General features: G+C 64.0%; 16 protein-coding genes. 6 read left to right on the top strand and 10 right to left on the bottom strand.

Features of this window, described 5'->3' with window-relative positions; all coding sequences use genetic code 11:
• Nucleotides 1–159: 159 nt before the first annotated feature.
• The 3 genes from MSTE_RS10115 to nbtC are packed head-to-tail and all read left to right on the top strand — an operon-like array spanning nt 160 to nt 6,492.
• Entirely contained in the window at nt 160–924 is a 765-nt protein-coding gene (locus MSTE_RS10115; protein WP_096500901.1) for a thioesterase II family protein, read from the top strand.
• A gap of 5 nt (nt 925–929) precedes the next feature.
• On the top strand, nt 930–2,264 hold the full coding sequence (locus tag MSTE_RS10110) for a beta-ketoacyl [acyl carrier protein] synthase domain-containing protein (RefSeq protein ID WP_096505699.1): 1,335 nt from the start codon (nt 930–932) through the stop codon (nt 2,262–2,264).
• 55 nt (nt 2,265–2,319) lie between these two features.
• Nucleotides 2,320–6,492 carry a nocobactin polyketide synthase NbtC gene (gene nbtC, locus MSTE_RS10105; protein ID WP_231897091.1) on the top strand — a complete coding sequence of 1,391 codons (4,173 nt, stop codon included), beginning with the start codon at nt 2,320–2,322 and terminating at the stop codon, nt 6,490–6,492.
• Here the strand turns inward: nbtC and MSTE_RS10100 are convergent.
• The 7 genes from MSTE_RS10100 to mshC form a co-directional block, all read right to left on the bottom strand.
• Nucleotides 6,489–8,429 (bottom strand): heavy metal translocating P-type ATPase, encoded by a 1,941-nt coding sequence (locus MSTE_RS10100; RefSeq protein WP_096505697.1) that lies wholly within the window; start codon nt 8,427–8,429, stop codon nt 6,489–6,491. The two genes, nbtC and MSTE_RS10100, sit on opposite strands and share 4 nt — an antisense overlap.
• Nucleotides 8,430–8,648: 219 nt before the next feature.
• Complete coding sequence (locus MSTE_RS10095) at nt 8,649–8,981, bottom strand: hypothetical protein (protein ID WP_231897042.1); 333 nt, start codon at nt 8,979–8,981, stop codon at nt 8,649–8,651.
• 2 nt (nt 8,982–8,983) lie between these two features.
• The gene (locus MSTE_RS10090; RefSeq protein ID WP_231897041.1) at nt 8,984–9,319 is read right to left on the bottom strand and encodes a hypothetical protein; all 336 of its coding nucleotides are present in this window, start codon (nt 9,317–9,319) and stop codon (nt 8,984–8,986) included.
• Nucleotides 9,320–9,327: 8 nt separating this feature from the next.
• Nucleotides 9,328–9,672, bottom strand: coding sequence for a hypothetical protein (locus MSTE_RS10085; protein ID WP_408645880.1), 345 nt, complete (start codon nt 9,670–9,672; stop codon nt 9,328–9,330).
• Nucleotides 9,673–9,804: 132 nt separating this feature from the next.
• Entirely contained in the window at nt 9,805–10,206 is a 402-nt protein-coding gene (locus tag MSTE_RS10080) for a hypothetical protein (RefSeq protein ID WP_096500893.1), read from the bottom strand.
• Between the two features lie 67 nt (nt 10,207–10,273).
• Nucleotides 10,274–11,155 (bottom strand): SDR family oxidoreductase, encoded by an 882-nt coding sequence (locus tag MSTE_RS10075; RefSeq protein WP_096500891.1) that lies wholly within the window; start codon nt 11,153–11,155, stop codon nt 10,274–10,276.
• A 9-nt stretch (nt 11,156–11,164) separates the two neighbouring features.
• A complete protein-coding gene (gene mshC, locus MSTE_RS10070; RefSeq protein ID WP_096500889.1) occupies nt 11,165–12,415 on the bottom strand; it encodes a cysteine--1-D-myo-inosityl 2-amino-2-deoxy-alpha-D-glucopyranoside ligase in 1,251 nt (416 codons plus the stop codon).
• A gap of 151 nt (nt 12,416–12,566) precedes the next feature.
• Between mshC and MSTE_RS10065 the strand changes: the two genes are divergently transcribed.
• Both MSTE_RS10065 and MSTE_RS10060 read left to right on the top strand, forming a co-directional pair.
• Nucleotides 12,567–14,285 (top strand): phytoene desaturase family protein, encoded by a 1,719-nt coding sequence (locus MSTE_RS10065; protein ID WP_157997675.1) that lies wholly within the window; start codon nt 12,567–12,569, stop codon nt 14,283–14,285.
• 4 nt (nt 14,286–14,289) lie between these two features.
• Nucleotides 14,290–14,688: a DUF2834 domain-containing protein gene (locus tag MSTE_RS10060; protein ID WP_096500885.1), complete on the top strand. Its 399-nt coding sequence runs from the start codon at nt 14,290–14,292 to the stop codon at nt 14,686–14,688.
• Here MSTE_RS10060 and MSTE_RS10055 read toward each other — a convergent pair.
• Nucleotides 14,685–15,449 (bottom strand): 3'(2'),5'-bisphosphate nucleotidase CysQ, encoded by a 765-nt coding sequence (locus MSTE_RS10055; RefSeq protein ID WP_096500883.1) that lies wholly within the window; start codon nt 15,447–15,449, stop codon nt 14,685–14,687. The genes MSTE_RS10060 and MSTE_RS10055 overlap by 4 nt on opposite strands.
• A 67-nt stretch (nt 15,450–15,516) precedes the next feature.
• On the opposite strand from MSTE_RS10055, the gene MSTE_RS10050 reads away from it, so the two are divergent.
• On the top strand, nt 15,517–16,353 hold the full coding sequence (locus tag MSTE_RS10050; RefSeq protein ID WP_096505693.1) for an LLM class flavin-dependent oxidoreductase: 837 nt from the start codon (nt 15,517–15,519) through the stop codon (nt 16,351–16,353).
• Between the two features lie 36 nt (nt 16,354–16,389).
• Here the strand turns inward: MSTE_RS10050 and MSTE_RS10045 are convergent, their stop codons facing one another.
• Nucleotides 16,390–16,680, bottom strand: coding sequence for a hypothetical protein (locus tag MSTE_RS10045; protein WP_231897040.1), 291 nt, complete (start codon nt 16,678–16,680; stop codon nt 16,390–16,392).
• 92 nt (nt 16,681–16,772) lie between these two features.
• Nucleotides 16,773–17,675: an LppU/SCO3897 family protein gene (locus MSTE_RS10040; RefSeq protein ID WP_096500881.1), complete on the bottom strand. Its 903-nt coding sequence runs from the start codon at nt 17,673–17,675 to the stop codon at nt 16,773–16,775.
• Nucleotides 17,676–17,699: the final 24 nt, after the last annotated feature.

Here is a 17,699-nt window from a genome sequence, read left to right as displayed (position 1 = left end):
TTACCTTAATGTCTGCCCACATTGCCGGGCGACCTCCCCCAAGCTCTCCGTGCCATGCGACAGCACCCTGTGCGCGGGGGCACTCCGATGGGCCTCACACGCGCTCCAGGGGTTACGTTAGGCTAATCTAACTAGCTGCAGGACGGAAAGGCGCAGGTCGTGTATCGCAAACTCGGATGGATTAGGAAATTCCATAAGCCGGAGGTGCCAGATTCGCCGTTGTTGCTGATATTTCCACATGCGGGCTCGGGGGCCTCGGCTTATCGCGCGCTGTCCAAGACTCTCTCCGCTAATTTCAGCGTCCTCGTTTTCCAGTATCCTGGACGCCAAGATCGAGGCGGCGAGCCTGCTCTAGGCACCCTCGAAGACATCGCGGCCGGTGCACTGGCCGACTTCAAAGGGTCCGACCACAACCGAGGCTTGCCACTGTTCACCTTCGGCCACAGCATGGGAGCGCTAGTCTCCTTCGAATTTGTCAGGCTCGCGGAGAAGGCGGGCATTCCGGTCGGCCAGGTGACTGTGTCGGCGGCAGTCGCTCCGAGCGCCGCAGCAGGCAAGCCACGCCATCCCACCGAGGACGACCTGATCCTGCAGCATCTGGGAAACCTAGAGGGCACCGATTCCTCGGTGATGGCGAACCCGGACGTCATGAGACTTGCGCTACCCGTGATCAAGGCGGACTACAAGGCCTTCGACACGTACTCATGCCCCGAAGACGTCAAGGTCTCAGCGCATGTCCATGCCCTCGGTGGTGATCAAGACCCCGTGGTGACCATGCGGGACCTCTATGACTGGGGCAAGCACACCGACAATCTCGAGGTCACCATGTTCGACGGTGGGCACTTCTACCTGAACACCCACAGCGACGCAGTCGCCGAGCTGATGGTTTCAGCTGCCAAGCGCACCAGCTCTACATCAGCATGAGTCAGATGTCATCGACCGCCGCAATGGAATCCGACCCAATTGTTATCTCGGGCATGTCGATCGAGGCGCCAGGCGGCATCGAAACGCCCGGGGCATTCTGGGCGGCTCTGGCAGATGGTCGGGAACTCATCGGTCCGTTCCCCCGTGATCGTGGCTGGCCTGTCGACGACCTGCTTTCGGTATCCAAGCTGGAGGGTTGGGGAAACGTCTGTGACGCCGGCGGGTTCATCACCAACGCGGCATCGTTCGACCCCGCGTTCTACGGCATCACGCAGCGGGAGGCTTTGGCCTCCGACCCACAGCAGCGCGTAGGTGTACGCGTCGCATGGAAGGCGTTGGAAAACGCCGGAATCAATCCCGGTTCACTCGACGGTGCCGAGGTCGGCTGCTTCTTTGGCACTTCCCCCGGCGAGTACGGTCCGCGAGCCGGCGAGGCCAATGAGCACACCGGCTACCGCATTGTCGGTGGTGGACAACTTGGCGTTGCGGCCCGTGTCTCCCACGGCCTCGGACTGACCGGCCCGTCGATGTGCGTGGACTCGGCATGTGCCTCGTCGCTGTCCGCCTTACAGTTGGCCGCCTCATCGGTGCGCGCCGGGGAATGCGAGTGGGCGCTCGCCGGTGCGGTCTGTGTCATGGGCAGTCCCGGGGCGTTCTACGAGTTCGCAAAGCTCCACGCCCTGGCCTCCGACGGGCACTGCCGTTCCTATGCCGATGACGCCAGCGGCACCCTATGGGGTGAAGGTGCCGGCGTAGTTGTGGTGGAACGTGAGTCTCGGGCGCGGAGCCTCGGTCATCGGATATATGGGCGCATCATGGCCATCCGTACCAATCACAACGGCAAGGGCAAGCCCATTCTGGTACCCCGTAGCGGCGCCCAAGCCAAACTCGTCGCTGCCACCATCGCCGCATCCGGGATCGATCCCGCCGACATCGGCATGATCGAAGGCCACGGCACAGCCACCCGGGCTGGTGACCCACTGGAACTGATAGCACTGCAACGCACCTACGGTGCCGGCGGATCTCAGGCCTTGCTCGGGTCGGCGAAGTCGAATGCCGGGCACGCTCAAGCAGCGGCGGGCATGATCGGCCTCATCAAGTTGCTTCTCTCAGGTCTGAACGGACACGTTCCACCAACTCTGTTCTCGGACAACCCGACAACCACGGTCGACTGGAACATGACCGGCCTGCGGTTGGCGACGAAACTGCATCCCTGGGAGCCAAAGAACGGGAATCGCTATGGTGCTGTGTCCTCGTTCGGGGCCGGCGGATCCAATGCACACGCCATCATCGCGATGCCGGCATGTTCTGAAGAGGGAGAGGACGGCGGAGATTTCTAGTCATCGATTGCCGAATGGCACCATTCCGGTGCTTCTTTCGGCCGACGTAGTCGAGTTGGTGGCCAAAGAGGCTTCCGCAATCCTCACGTATGCACTCGAGCATCCGAATGTGTCCCCCGACAGGATCGCGGACATGATCTTCCGAACGAGGATTGCTCGCCGCTACCGCACGTTGCTCATGGTGCGTGATCGCGACGAACTGCTCAGTGCGTTGCAGGCGGTAGTCGACGGTACGGACCACTCGTGCGTGGTGCGGGGCACCGAATCCGCCAACACGCATCGCATCGGCTACGTCTTTCCCGGCCAGGGCGGACAGCGTCCCGGCATGGGGCGGGCGTTCTATGACGCGTTCGCGGAGTACCGGGCCGAGGCCGATCGGTGTTCCGCGCTTTTCGAGGCGAAGTTTGGCCAATCACCGCTGAATTACCTACTGGACGCAGACACTCCAGCCGACGACAGTGCACGTGTCGTACAGCCGGCGCTGTTCACCCAGATGGTTGGCCTGGCCGCGATCTGGCGCTCGGTGGGCGTGATCCCCGATGTCACCGTCGGACACAGCCAGGGCGAGATCGCCGCCGCATATGTGTCCGGAATGATGTCGCTTGCCGACGCAGTCACGGTCGTGGGCGTACGCGCCGGAATCGTCGACGCATTCGGAGCCGATACCTACGCCATGGCTGTCGCCGCCGCCGACCGAGACACCTGCGAGGAACTCCTTGCACGGCGCTCCGGTTGGGCCGAGGTTTCGGTGATCAACTCCCCTTCTCTGGCCGGCATCTCCGGAGACCGCGAGACCATCGGGGATATCGTGGAGTCACTCACCGCGCGCGGAGTGTTCGCGAGAGTCATCCCCGTCCAGTACCCAGCACACACCAGCGGTATCAACGCGATCGGCACCGAGGTGAGCCAAGCACTACGCGACAGGCTCAGCACTCTGCAGTTCGACAACTCCGAGATCGATTGCCTGGGAGCCACACTCGGGGCCCCGATCACCGCCGATCTGCCCATGGACCAATACTGGTTCTGGAATCTGCGCAATCCGGTGAGGTTTGACCGTGCGATTACGGCTGCGGCCCAAAGTGGCGCCGACACCTTCGTGGAGCTGGCGGAGCACCCGGCACTTCAGCTCGCCATCCAGGAGAATCTCCGGGTTGCAGAACTACCAGGCCGTGTCGTCGGGACGTCGACCAGAGAGGGCAACCGACTCGACGAGTTCACCCTGAATCTCGCACAGTTGATGGTGCACGATCTGGGGTACAAATGGGAATCGTTGCACCAAAACGCAACTGGGCACCCTCGCTTGCCGTTGCTCGACTTCCCGAATGTCCAGACCAACGACATCACGCTGTGGCTGCCGTACACCACTCCATCCGCTCTGACGGCTCCGACCGCCGTTTTCAACCAAGTGTCGCCCTCAACCACTGCACCAGAGACCGACAAGACAGCGGTCCCCGCACGGCTGCTCAGAGAGGACTGGGTTCGGCTGGCGAAACGTTCTCTCACGCCTCCACGCGCATTCGGTATCGTCGACCACACCGGTGAATGCGCCGAGCTAGCCGCAGCGTTGTGTTCCGCAGCCGATGACACTGGCTCCACAGCCCGAATCATCGATCCGGACAACAGCATTTCCGAATTCGATGCCGTTGTTGTCCTGCTGCCCGAGAGTCCGTTACCCACGGATCACGAGTCCGTCTCCGAAGTCACCTCGTTCTTCGGGGAGCACACGTGGTGGCCCGGTCGCGACAGTGCGGTCACCGACTACTGGTTGGTGACGGTAGGCGGCGAAGCTGTCATCGTCGGCGACCCTCCACCCCATCCTGTCCACGCGGCCGCCAGTGCCGGATTCCGTAGCATCGGAGCCGAGCACCCGGGAACCGGATTCCGTCACCTCGATCTGACATCTGAATCAGCACAATCGGATTCCGCAAAAACTGTCGTGATGGCGCTGCACACCGCCGGGGAGCCAGAACTCGCACTCAGAGACGGCACCCTGTACGCCAAGCGTGCTGTCGAATGCGACACACCGGCACCCGACTCCGTCAGCCGGGAGCATGTACTCATAGTCGGCGGTACCGGAAAACTGGGACTTGAGTTCTGCGAACACTTTGCGCAGCATGGAGCCCGGCGCGTCACCCTGGTAAGCCGATCGGGCGAAACTGCAGCAGTCGCACAGCGTCTCAACGACATACGCAGGAAAACCTCGGCAGACGTCAACGTCGTTTCCTGCGATATCAGTGACGAAGCCGCGGTAGCCAGACTCGCGGGGCAATCCGGTGATACGCCGGCGGATTTGATCATCCACTCGGCCGTGGACTATTCCGATATCGACTTCGCCGACGTGACCAACGAGAAGGTCGACGCGGTACTGCAAGCCAAAATCCTCGGGATCTCGCATGTGCTCCGGACGTTTCCCCGCACCGACTCCTGCCGTATCGTGCTGTGTTCCTCGATGGCGGCGACTATCGCTGGGCGCGGTCAAACCGTGTACGCGGCTGCCAACAGGATGCTGGACGCCATGGCGCATCGGTTGCGCAGCGAAGGCCTTGATTGTGTGTCAGTGCAATGGGGACAGTGGGCAGTACATTTCGAGCTCGGAGAGTCCGGCGCTGCGCGGCTCGCCGCCACGGGCGTCCACCCCATGCGCCCAGCTGAAGCACTCGCGCTGGGTATGAGCAGGTTGCAAAGTAACGCCATTGTCGTGGCATTCGATGTGGCCCAAGCACGTTCGGTTTTCGGGCTCTACGGCTACGGTCCATTGCTCTCGGGCCTGCAGGCGGATAACGGATTAGACCGCCCAGAAACCCAGGAGAGGCGAACGAGTACGCCCAGCGGCGACGTGCGCGCCCGGATGATCAGGCTGCTGTCCGACGTGATCGGCAACGACCGCGTGGACACAATAGACACCACCGCGCCCATGGTGGCCCTTGGCGTGGATTCGTTGCAGGCATTGGAATTTCGCCGACGTGTCATCGAAGAGTTCCATTACGAAGTAGAGGTGGCCGACCTTCTCGGCGGTGCGTCAGTCGATGACGTCATAGCGTCAATCGATAAAGCGACACCGCCGGCGGCACCGCCGGCCACTGGCAGCTCGCCCACCGCCGAGCAGGCCAAACCCCTCACGCTTGCAGAGATCGCACCACAGGCGGCCGAGCGATCGATGCCACAAAATCTCGACATCGACCGGATGAGGTCTGCCCGCAGAGACCTAGATCTTTTTGGGATGCGTGCAACGTTCGAGCTCATCGAACCTGTGCTACGGGAGGGCGCAGGACTTTCAGCCGACCACATCGCACAGCAACTTGAGTTCGCCCCTCGGCACCAGTGGCTCCTAAGACAATGGCTAGAAGTTCTTACCGAACACGGTCATCTCGCCTACGACGCTGAGCGGTACCGGACCAACACGCCCGTACCGTCTCCATCATGCGCGGACATCTACACGGTATGCGCGGATCTTGGCTACCCACGAGAGCTGGCGGAGTTCATGGGTAACTGCAACGAACGCCTTGCCGATCTGGGGCGAGACCGCGTGAGCATTCAGGAACTGCTGTTCCGCAACGGCGACATGGTTGTAGTTGAGGCCGCCCATCGCGACAACCTGGCCAGCAAATATCTCAATCTCGCTGCGCGCGAGGCAGTTATCGATATTGCCTCGCGGCTGCGCGGCGAGAGCTCGCCTGTGCGAATCCTTGAACTGGGCGCAGGAACAGGCAGCACCACGGGCGAAGTGGTCGCGGGACTACACGAACTATCGGCGCAGTGGGACTATCACTTCACAGACGTATCGAGGTTCTTCCTCACCGCCGCACAAGGAAAGTTTGGCAAGTATCCGCAGATCCGTTACGGGCTCATGGACATGAACACCGACCTGGCCGGTCAGTCCTATGACATCGTCATCGCAGAGAACAGCCTTCACAACGCGCTCGATATCGGACACACCCTGCTCCAGCTCCACAACATGGTCAATCCAGGTGGCGCGATCGTCCTGATTGAATCGTGCAAGGCCAACTACCAGGTGCTGAACTCGGTCCAATTCCTGATGTCGGCGCCCTCCGGCCAGCGGCGCCCCGGCGAATCCGACATCAGGCGCGGCACCCGTGTCTTCCTCTCAGAAAACGAGTGGAATGATCAGCTCTCCCAGGCCGGTTTCCGCCCGCTGCTGACGCTCCCGGAGGCGAGTCACCCGACGCACATGCTGGACCAGCGGATCATCGTCGCGGAGCGCGACTAACCCGTAAGGATTCTTCGCACAGATTGTTCGGGGCGGAGATCCAAGCGGCGCAGTAGCTGTGCGTTGAGCGCGACCACCACGGTGGATGCCGACATCAGAATGGCCCCCACACTCATCGGGAGCACGAATCCGATCGGGGCGAGCACCCCGGCCGCCAACGGAACCGAGATCAGGTTGTATCCGGCTGCCCACCAAAGGTTTTGCTTCATCTTGCGGTAGCTGGCACGCAACAACTCGATCACCGACAGCACCGACCGCGGATCCGAGCTGCCCAGAATGACACCCGCAGAGGCGATCGCGACATCGGTCCCCGCTCCGATCGCGATACCCACATCGGCTTGCGCGAGCGCGGGGGCGTCGTTGACACCGTCACCGACCATCGCCACGGTGTGCCCCTCGGATTGCAACTGCGCCACCGCTGCCGCCTTGTCCTCCGGCCGCACCTCGGCGAACACCCGATCCACGCCGAGCTCAGCGGCCACCGTGTTGGCCACGGCATGTGCGTCACCGGTGATCATGACCACCGATACACCCAGCCGGTGTAGCGCCTCGACGGTGTCCCGGGACTCCGGCCGGATGTCATCGGCCAAGCGCAGCGCGCCGGCGACCCGCCCATCGGTCAGCACGTGCAGAATGATCGCGCCTTCGGTACGCCATCTGTCGGCGATCGGTAGCTCCTGCGCACCATGCCTTTTCAGTAGAGCAGGGCCACCGACGGCGACCTGCACGCCTGCGACGTCCGCAGTAACCCCCAGGGCAGGCTCGGAGGAAAAGCCGCTCGCGGCAGGAACAAGTAGCCCCCGGCCGCGAGCGGCTTCCACGATCGCGCGAGCCAGGGGATGCTCGCTGTCGGTCTCGGCCGCGGCCGCGAGCGCCAGCACGGTGTCGGCATCGCGTCCGTCGACGGGTTCGACACCTGTGACGGTGGGAGCACCCTTGGTCAGCGTTCCGGTCTTGTCGAACAGCACGACGTCCACGGTGCGAATCTGCTCCAGGGCCAGGCGGTCTTTCACCAATACGCCGCCCCGGGCCGCACGCTCGGTGGCAATGGAGACGACCAGAGGAATGGCCAGACCCAACGCATGCGGGCAGGCGATCACCAGCACCGTGATGACGCGGACCACCGCGGTGTCGGGCTCCCCCAGGATCGTCCAGGCCACGGCAGTCAGCGCGGCGGCACCCAGAGCGAACCAGAACAGCCATCCCGCAGCGGTGTCGGCGATCCGTTGCGCGCGCGAGCTGGAGGCCTGCGCGTCGGCGACCAGCCGCCGAATCCCGGCCAGCGTGGTGTCATCACCGACCGCGGTGACTTCCACACGCAGGCCCGAATCGGTGGCCACGGTTCCGGCAACCACCTGATCGCCGATCTGCCGGCGCACCGGATGGGACTCCCCCGTCACCATCGATTCGTCCAGATGGGCACTGCCCTCGGTGATTCGGCCGTCGGCGGGCACCGAGCCACCCGGACGCACGACAACGATGTCACCGACCCGAAGATCCGCCGGCGCGACGGACACCACCGCGTCTCCCTCGACGCGTTCGGCGCTATCGGGCAGCAGCGCCGCCAGTGAGTCGAGCGCCGATGTGGTCTGCGCCAGCGACCGCATCTCGATCCAGTGCCCCAGCAGCATGATCACTACCAGAAGCGCCAGCTCCCACCAGAAATTGAGCTGGTGATCGATCAGGCCGAGACTGGCGCCCCACGATGCGGCAAAGGCCACCGTGATCGCCAGGCCGATCAACAGCATCATTCCCGGCCTGCGACCGCGCACCTCGGCGATCGCGCCGGTCAGGAACGGCTTGCCGCCGCAGAAGTAGATGACGGTGCCGAGAATCGGTGATATCCACGGGATCCAGCCGGTGGTGGGCAGTTGGTAGCCGATGACCATCGCGAACATGTCGTTGAACGCGACCACCGGCACAGAAAGCCCCAGCATGATCCAGAACAACCTGCGGAACTGCCCGACATGATCACCATGACCCGCGTGGCCGTGATGCGGATGTTCGGGATGATCCGAATCTGCCATGCCGCCATGCGCGCCATGGTGATCCGAGTCGCACGTTGCGGCAGACGCGTGAGACGACGGATGGTCAGAGTGGTCCCGGTGCGTACTCATACCCCGATTAGATACCCCCAGGGGGTATACGTCAAGGCTTCAACACTGGATATCGACGTGATACACGCTGTACAGCCACACTCGCCTGGTCGGGCCGGACGAGATGTTCGGGTAGATGCGCGGGTTGCCGAAGATGTCGAGATCTTTGCGGACCCGCGTGGCCACACAGTGCGACAGTGGCTTGTTGCCGGTCTTGGTGACGATGACCTTGTCGCCCTGAGCCTTGAGGCCATCGATGACCTGTTGGGCGTCGCCAAGCGCACCCGGTCCGGCCTGGGCGACCGGGGCCGCGAGCAACGCCGCGACAAGTGCGGCCCCGACGAGCGTCGATCCGGGCGACGGACACCGACGAAAGCGGGCCGCCCGGCGCACGGTCAGCATTGAACGTCGACGTACGCGGTGCGGTACATCAGCTGCGTCCCCATTCCGTTGGCACGTTTCGCGCGGTTGGGATCGGCAATACGGGGCCGAGTCCACCAGTATTGGGACGCTCCTTCGCGCACCGATGTCACGGCGCACATCTGCAGCGGTTTGTCGCCCGTGCGCTGGACAACGACCGTGTCACCTTGGCGCTGCAACTGTGTGATCACCTGCAGCGCATCGGGTGACGCTGGACCGGCCGAGGCGGCCGGAGACGTGGCGACGCCCAGCCCCGTCACGAGGATTGTTGCCGCCACGATGGACCGATAAGGAAAAATGTTGCGGTACATGACGTTCCCTAGCACTGCACGGTGACGTACATGACGTGGGAGGCCAGCTGGCGCTTTGTCGGGCCCTTGCGCTGCGGCACCTGGTCGTAAATGTGCCGACCGACCCGCACCGAGGTTGCGGTGCACTGCGACAGCGGCTTGAGCGGCCCACTGCGGTTGATGATGACCTGATCACCGCGGAGCTTCAATGCGGCAATCAGGGCCTGAGCGTTACCCGGCGCCTGCGGCCCGGGTTGCGTCGGACCCGCGGAAGCAGGCACCGCCAACGCGATGGCGGCGAACCCTGCCGCCAATGCCGATCCGCCAAGGCGACCGGCGACTGCGCGCGGCGCAGCCAAAGATGATGTAGCCACGATAATCGTGTCCTTGTCTGAAAAGTGTTGGAGTCATGCATGATTGGTGACACGCCAGCGCATCGCAACTCACCGCGAGGCAATGGGGCGTGCTGTCGGGAGCTAGCAGTGCGGCGGATATGCAGAAAGCGCTCAGCGCCGCATCACGCAAAAATGCACGAGACGATCAGTGCCGTCGCTCAACAACCAGTGGGGCTGCCCCCGCGGCGGACCGTGCGCGGTTGGGCGCCACATCGTGTACACCGCGAGTGCCACGAACGCCACGACCGTGAGCGCGATGGCCCACCCCGAGAACACGCCGGACGCCGCCGCGATGACCGCGGGCAGCGGGTAACAGTCGTGATGATCTTCGGCACCGGGCAGAGAAGCGAGCACATACGGCACCTCAGCGAGGTGAACAGATGCAGCCGACGTGCCCGTGGTTCCAGCGGCCGCGTCCCGCGCCGCGGGACACTTCAGCACCGGCACCAGTACGACCGCGATGATCAGCAGGGCCCGCAGCATCACCGATGCGATGCCGAAGCCCGCGTTCACCGCCGGGTGCCATCACTTCACGGTACACCTACACCCCATACCCGTAGTGGGTATCAATCGGTGAGTGTCAGGCGCCGCCAACGTCACCACGGGCGGCGCGCTGTAGAGCGGCCACCTCGGCGTCCATGCGGGGCAGGATCTCGGGAATCATGCCCCGCATGGGCAGTTCGCCGAGCGATGTCGACAACACCGGTTTGAGCCAGCGGGTCACCCCCACCCAGCCGGGGCAGTTGATGCGCCGACGCCGCTTTTCGATGCCCTTCACGAAAGCCTTACCGCAGGCTTCGACAGACGTCACGGTTCTCAATGGCGGTGGCAGCCGGGTCAGCATCTCCGAGAACGCCGACAGGTCGGCCTTCTGATCGTTCACCATCGAGGTGTCGATCCACGACATGTGCGCCGAACCCACGTCAACACCTCGATGCGCCACCTCCAGACGCAACGCGTTCGCGAAGTGTTCGACGGCGGCCTTGGAGGCGTTGTACGCCGTGACCCCCGGTGCCGCCGCGTAGGCGGCCAGGGAAGACACGATGAGCACATAGCCCTTGCGCTCGATCACCGAGGGCAATGCTGCGCGCACCGTGTGAAACACCCCGAGGACGTTGACATCGATCAGCTTCTTGAAGGTCGCCGGGTCCACCTGCAGCACCGAGCCGAACGTCAGCAGGCCCGCGTTCGCCAGCACCACGTCGATGCCGCCGAATCGCTCGACCGCCTGGGCGACGGCCCCTTCCAGCGCTGCCAGATCGCACACGTCGGCGACCGCCACCAATACTCGATCCCGGCCCAGATCGTCGGCAACCGCCGCAAGCTTTGTCTCGTCCAGATCGGTCAGCACAAGGTTGGCACCCTTGGCGTGCAATCTGTGTGCGACTTCCACACCGATGCCGCCGGCGCCGCCGGTGATCATGACTGTCTTGCCGGCAATGTTGTTCAGCGTTGAACCCATGGCCCGACGCTACAGCTGCACTCCCAGTAGGGCATCCACCGCATGACGTACGTGTGCGCCCGCCGCAGCATCGTGTCCGCCGTATGCCAGCGCATCGGTCACCCAGTTATCCAGCGCGGCAAGCGCTTTTGGCGTATCGAGATCATCGGCGAGATAGCGCCGCACCCGAGACACCACGTCGCGGGCGCTCGGCGCGGCGGGCAGTGCCACCGCGTGGCGCCAACGGGCCAGCCGGGCCTGTGCATCGGAGAGCACGGCATCACTCCAGGACCGGTCGGCGCGATAGTGGCCGGCCAACAGCCCGAGCCTGATCGCCGCCGGATCCACGCCGTCGGCCGTCAACACCGAAACCTTCACCAGGTTCCCCCGGCTCTTGGACATCTTGTGCCCGTCCCAGCCGATCATCCCGGCGTGCACATAGTGTCGCGCGAAACGGCGTTGCGCCGTAACGGCTTCAGCGTGCGCGGCACTGTATTCGTGGTGCGGGAAAATCAGGTCGCTGCCGCCGCCCTGGATGTCGATACCGGCACCGAGCTCGCGCAACACGATCGCCGAGCACTCGACATGCCAGCCCGGGCGGCCCGATCCGAACGAAGCCTCCCAGCTCGGCTCTCCCGGCCGCGCTGCGCGCCAGAGCAGAGCATCCAGTTCATTGGCCTTGCCGGGCCGGTCCGGATCGCCGCCGCGTTCGGCGAACAGCCGTGACATGGTCTCGATGTCGTATCCCGACTCGTAGCCGAACTGCTCGGTGGCGTCGACCCGGAAGTAGACGTCCGGATACTCGGGATCGTCCACGACGTACGCGGCGCCCGAAGCCAGCATCTTCTCGACCAGTTCGACGATGCAGGCAATCGACTCGGTGGCGCGCACATACTCCCGTGGCGGCAACACCCGCAGCGCGGTCATGTCACCCCGGAACAAGTCGGTTTCCCGGTCCCCCAGCTCGCGCCAATCGATGCCATCGCGATCGGCACGTTCGAAGAGCGGGTCGTCGATGTCGGTGACGTTTTGTACGTAATGCACGTCTAGGCCCGCGTCGAGCCATTGCCGATAGATCAGGTCGAACGTGAGATACGTTGCGGCGTGGCCCAGATGGGTGGCGTCATAGGGGGTGATGCCACACACGTACATGGTCGCGCTGGATCCCGGACCGGACGACGGCGTCACCGGCCGCACCTGACGATCGGCGGTGTCGTACAGCCGCAGCTGCGGACCACGACCGTCGAGCTCAGGAACTGGCGGCGACGCCCACGACTGCATGCGCACAGCTTATTGGGCCGCCGGGTTGCCTCGGTGCGTGAGGTACTTGACCCCAGGTATATCGACTGGTCTACTTCCGGTAGACCGATCGGTTTTCCCGGTGCGGATCGCCAGACGCGTCGCACCACCACGAGCGCCGGAGGAGCCCTCAATGCAGCAGGCAGCAGAAAAATGGGACGCGATCGTCATCGGGTCCGGTCTCGGTGGCATCTCGGCGGCTGCGCACCTCGCCGCAATCGGTCAGAAGGTGCTGGTCCTCGAGCAGTACGACGTTATCGGTGGCTCATCTCATGTGTTCCGGCGTAAACGTGAGTGGGAGTGGGATGTCGGCGTGCACCACATGGGCGACTGCGGCCCGGACGGCATTCTTCCTGCGTTGTTCACGAGTCTGGGCGGTGAAGGCCGCGTGGAATTTATCGAACTCGACCGCAAGGGAGTCGAGACGTACACGCTGCCGGGGCACACATTCACCACGCCGCGAGGATGGGACAACTACCTCGCCCGGCTCATCGATGCGTTTCCCGACGAGGAACGAAAGATCCGGCGGTTCGTCACGTTCGTTCGTCGTGCCGGCCGTGGACTAGACCGGGACCGCGGCCTGTCCAGTCTGGGGCGTACCGCAGCGGGGGTTTTGCGCTCGGGTATCGCTGCCCCGCTGCTGGGCCTGCCCATGTCGCGCGTGTTCCGGCTCTTCGGATTCTCCCCGGCCCTGCAGATCGTCCTGTCCCCGCCGTTCGGCAGCGTCGACGCACCACCCAGCAGACTCCCCTTCGCCGTTTACGCGGTGTTCCAATCCATGTTCATCGAGGGCGGAACCTGGTATCCGAAGGGTGGGGGCCAAGTGCTCTCCGCACATCTGGCCGATGTCGTGCGGTCGGCGGGCGGCAAGGTGCTCACCAACGCATCGGTCTCCCGAATCATCATCGAGTCGGGCGCGGTCACCGGCGTACGCCTCGAGGACGGTCAACAATTCTCCGCGGCCGTCGTCGTCTCCAATGCCGACATCAAGAAGACGTACCGTGATCTTGTCGGGCACGAACACGTGAAGAGTCGCACGGTGCGGCGCGTCGAGAAATACCGCATGGCCCTGCCGTTCTTCAACGTGTACATCGGTTCCAGCCTCAATCTCACCGAGACGACGCCACCCCGGGACGCATTCGTTTTCCCGACACTGGTCGACTTCGACGAGTTGGAGCGGCGCATCAGTGCCCCGGACCTGACGCCGCAGGAATGGCTGGACCTGATTCGCGACCTCGCCCCGGCATACATTCATTGCTCGAACCTGAAAGATCCTCACGGCACCCGCTATGCGCCGCCCGGGCACTCCTCGATCGAGATCATGCTGCCCTTGCCGTACAACCCACGGCTGTGGCATATCGAACCAGGATCGGAGTCCTCGTATCGCCGCGTGCCCGAATACCAGCAGATGAAGGAAGACCTCACCGATATCCTCATCAAACGTGCCGCCACGGTGTTCCCCGGTCTCGAAGACTCGATCGTCTACCGCGAGGCCAGCACACCGCTGACCCAGGAGCGCTACACCCGATCCTCGGAGGGCTCCGCGTACGGAATCGAATTCAACACACGGCAGTTCGGTCCGCTACGGCCAGGCGTTCGCACCGAGATCGAGGGACTGTTCCTCGTTGGCTCAAGTACCTCATGGGGCCCCGGCACAGAGGCGGCGCTGCTGAGCGGGCGATGGGCGGCCAGTGCGATCACGGGGCGTGACCTACAGCGCGAAGTACGCGGCGGAGCGCGATTTGTGAATCCCGGCGATCTCACGCCAGTCGAAACTGGTTGGGATGCACTCGAATTCAGTAAAGCAATCGCAACGCGCAATCGCCCACTGAGCGCCGGCGTGGCGGAGTGATTCGATGACCCACTCCACAGCCAACACCACCGGGGCTAAAACCCCTCAGCGCCAACGCACTCGCACACTTGAGCGGGTGATGCTCGCGCTGGCCATTATCAGCTTCGTGGGGCTCAACGGCTCTGCCATCGGATTCTGTATCCAGCATGGTCCCGATGCGAAGCTCTTCTTCACATCCTGGTTTGCCAACTGGCCTTCCTCGCAGCTTTTCGGCGATATCGGCGTGGTGCTGGTGGCGTTCTGGGCCTGGGCGATTGGCGACCACCGGCGCACCCGAACCCCCTACTGGTGGCTGCTGTTCCCGGTGTCAATCCTCGTAGGGATCGGCTGCGGGATACCTCTTTACCTATGGTTACGCGAGCGCCAGCTCCGCCTCGACGACGACGCGGCACCGAGCGGTTAGGCGCGTCCGGCGACCGCGTCCAGCAGCAACGGCGCCAAATCGGCCCGGCACATGATGAGATCCGGCAGATACGGATGTGACTCGTTGTACCGCAGCGGGGACCCGTCGAGCCGGGAGGCGTGCAGTCCGGATGCCAGCACCACCCCGGCCGGGGCCGCGGAGTCCCATTCCCATTGGCCGCCGCCATGGAGATAGGCGTCGGCTTCACCGCGCACGACCGCCATGGCCTTGGCCCCGGCCGACCCCATCGGAATGAGCTCCATGTTGAGCCGCTCGGCCATATCGGTGAGGAACTTCGGTGCCCGGCTGGCACTGACGACCACCCGGATCGGATCCGTGTCAGCGCGCGCCGAAAGGGTCACCCGGGTCTCGTCGGTGCGGAACACGGTATCCAGTCCGGGCAGCGCCACCGCGGCGTCGGTGATCGACCCTTCATGATCGTCGGCCTGCCACAGCGCGACATGCACCGCCCAGTCGTCGCGCCCCTCGATTCCGAACTCGCGCGTCCCGTCGAGCGGGTCGATGATCCAGACCCGCTGTGCGCCGAGGCGGGTCTTGTCGTCGACGGCCTCCTCGGAGAGCACCGAGTCCGCGGGCCGTTCGGTCGCCAGCCGCTCCAGCAGCAGCGCGTTGGCACGCTTGTCACCGGCCGCCCCCAGACCCTTCGGGTCGTCGAACCCAAGCTCGGCACGCACCTGCAACAGCAGCTGTCCGGCTTCGTGGGCGAGTTCTGCGGCGAGCGCGGCATCGGAAAGAGTCACCCGGTCAGTATTACCCGATCCGGATTTGTCTGACCTCCTCGGCATACTCACGCGCATGCGTGCCGGTATGCAATATGGAATCGTTCTGACGACGGGAGACGCCGGCGATGTCGCAGAGCTGGCCGCGCTGGCCGAGGAAGCGGGCTGGGACGCGATCTTCGGCTGGGAGCCGGTGTGGGGTGTCGACGCGTGGGTGGCATTGACCGCGGCGGCGATGCGCACCACCCGCATCAAGCTCGGCACCATGCTCACTCCGCTGTCGCGCCGCAAGCCGTGGGATCTGGCGTCCACTACGGCGACGCTGGACCGGTTGTCCGGAGGCCGTGTCATCCTGTCGGTGGGAATGGGTGCGCTGCATGACAATTGGCTGGCGTTTGAGCGCGATCAGGGCCGCAAGACCCGCGCCGAACTGCTGGACGAGGGCCTCGACGTGCTGTTCGGTCTATGGGCCGGCCAACCGTTCGGTTACGAGGGCAGGCACTACCGGGTGACGCCGACGACGCTTATGGTGCCCGACCGCCCGGTACAAACACCCCGCATCACCACCTGGTGCGTGGGTTTGAGCGGGGCACGCAAGTCCATGTCCCGCGCAGCCCGCTGTGATGGGCTGTTGCCGAACATCACCACCGCCGACGGACAGTTCGACGCCAATCCGCCGTTGGGTCGCTGGCTGGATGCGGCGCGCGAGATTCACTCGCTACGAGGCGAATTGGGGTGCACGGACGCGTATGACGTGGTGTATGAGACCACCACCGATTGGAAAGATCTCGACGCCACCCGAGAGAAGATCGCGACCCTGCACGACGGCGGCTACACCTGGTATCTGGACTCGGACTGGCACACCGAGCACAACGATCCACTGGCCGCGCTGCGTACACGCGTGGAGAGCGGGCCCCCGCGTTAGCGCTTGACGTCAGGGCATAACGCTTGCTGTGCGGCATCAACTATCGCCACCCGTGACCATCGCGGGTACAACGGTGTGAGCCCAGCAGCCGCAATGGCGTCCTCGCGTCCCGCCGTTGCGAAGCGTTTCGCAGGCCATGTTCCCGAGATGCACATTCAACCCCGCGTCGATCGGATCGAGCGACGTAAAACCTGGGCCGCTATCACGCAGGATCTGCAGGAACTCACCTTCGCCATCGGCATATGCGGGCGCGGCGAGGCCGACAGCCCCAACAACCGAAGCGGCAAGAATTCCGGCAGCCCAAAACCGGCTGAAGTTTGTGATCATGATGTCCCCTCTGATGAGGACACGATCTTATTGCCCGATAGAGACTGGTCGGAAGCATTTTTCCTTAAGTCGATCGATCCCAGATTCCAAGATCAGGGAGCGAATTCACCCGTACAGATCGCCATCGGTGGATCGGGGAACGCGAAGGAATGCACGACGCCGGGCTTGCCCTTGCATTGCGATGACTCCTTCGTTCCCGGAATCACGAACAACACCATGAATGCCTTCGGCGCCTGACAGGAATCCGCAGCGACAAACACGGTGCTTCCCATCACGACGGCAGTCTGATAGCAGGATCCGATACGCAGTTGCGGCGCAATGCAATACGAGAAATCACCAGCCGTGAATCCGGTATATGTCTGCCGGCACTTGCCGCCGGGAACGACCTCAATGACTCGCCAGGCGGCCTTGGGATCGGTACAGGCAACCGCCTTGTAATCCGAGGGCGCGGCCAACGCGATGCAGTCGCCGACCACCGCAACCTGCCCCGGAGCCTTGGGTGGGCCCGTCGGCGCAGGGGGCGGCACGGGCATCTGGGGCGGCGCCATCGGCGTACGAGGCGGTTGCAAGGTCGGAGTCTGATAGGTGGGTTCGCCACCTGCCGTGGGCAATTCGGGGCTCGCATAGGACACCGTGGTGGTCGGCGCGCTGATCGACTGGCGTGGAGCGCTGTCCCGGTTGAGAATCACGACCAACACCACCGCGAGCACCACGACGACCGCGCCCGCGATCGAGGCGATCAGAATCCACGGTCTGGACCGTTTCTGCGATCCGAAGGGGTCTTGCCCCGGGAGTCCGGGATACATCGGGGGAACCGCGTAGTCCTGTGGAACACCGTCATACAGGCGGCCGATCGAATCTTCCGGATAATCGGCCGGCGCATAACCGTACGGAGCCGTCGGCGGCGGTGTCTGCCAGTGCCCCTGAGTCGCCCCCTCAGGAGCGCCCCACTGCCCGGCCGGTCCCTGCTGATACGGGTCGTACGGTCCCGTCACGTCAGCACCCCCTCTTGCCCGTCC

The sequence above is a fragment of the [Mycobacterium] stephanolepidis genome, assembly GCF_002356335.1.
Lineage (GTDB): Bacteria > Actinomycetota > Actinomycetes > Mycobacteriales > Mycobacteriaceae > Mycobacterium > Mycobacterium stephanolepidis.
Note: the sequence above shows the minus strand (reverse complement) of the source record. Positions and strands in the feature narration are given on the sequence as shown.

Bases quoted from the DNA above. Each gene is read 5' to 3' on its own strand.
- MSTE_RS10110 (WP_096505699.1), top strand. From the start codon at position 930: ATGTCATCGACCGCCGCAATGGAATCCGACCCAATTGTTATCTCGGGC.
- MSTE_RS10100 (WP_096505697.1), bottom strand. From the start codon at position 8,429: ATGCTGGGGCTTTCTGTGCCGGTGGTCGCGTTCAACGACATGTTCGCG.
- MSTE_RS10090 (WP_231897041.1), bottom strand. From the start codon at position 9,319: ATGTACCGCAACATTTTTCCTTATCGGTCCATCGTGGCGGCAACAATC.
- MSTE_RS10075 (WP_096500891.1), bottom strand. From the start codon at position 11,155: ATGGGTTCAACGCTGAACAACATTGCCGGCAAGACAGTCATGATCACC.
- mshC (WP_096500889.1), bottom strand. From the start codon at position 12,415: ATGCAGTCGTGGGCGTCGCCGCCAGTTCCTGAGCTCGACGGTCGTGGT.
- MSTE_RS10065 (WP_157997675.1), top strand. From the start codon at position 12,567: ATGCAGCAGGCAGCAGAAAAATGGGACGCGATCGTCATCGGGTCCGGT.
- MSTE_RS10060 (WP_096500885.1), top strand. From the start codon at position 14,290: ATGACCCACTCCACAGCCAACACCACCGGGGCTAAAACCCCTCAGCGC.
- MSTE_RS10050 (WP_096505693.1), top strand. From the start codon at position 15,517: ATGCAATATGGAATCGTTCTGACGACGGGAGACGCCGGCGATGTCGCA.
- MSTE_RS10045 (WP_231897040.1), bottom strand. From the start codon at position 16,680: ATGATCACAAACTTCAGCCGGTTTTGGGCTGCCGGAATTCTTGCCGCT.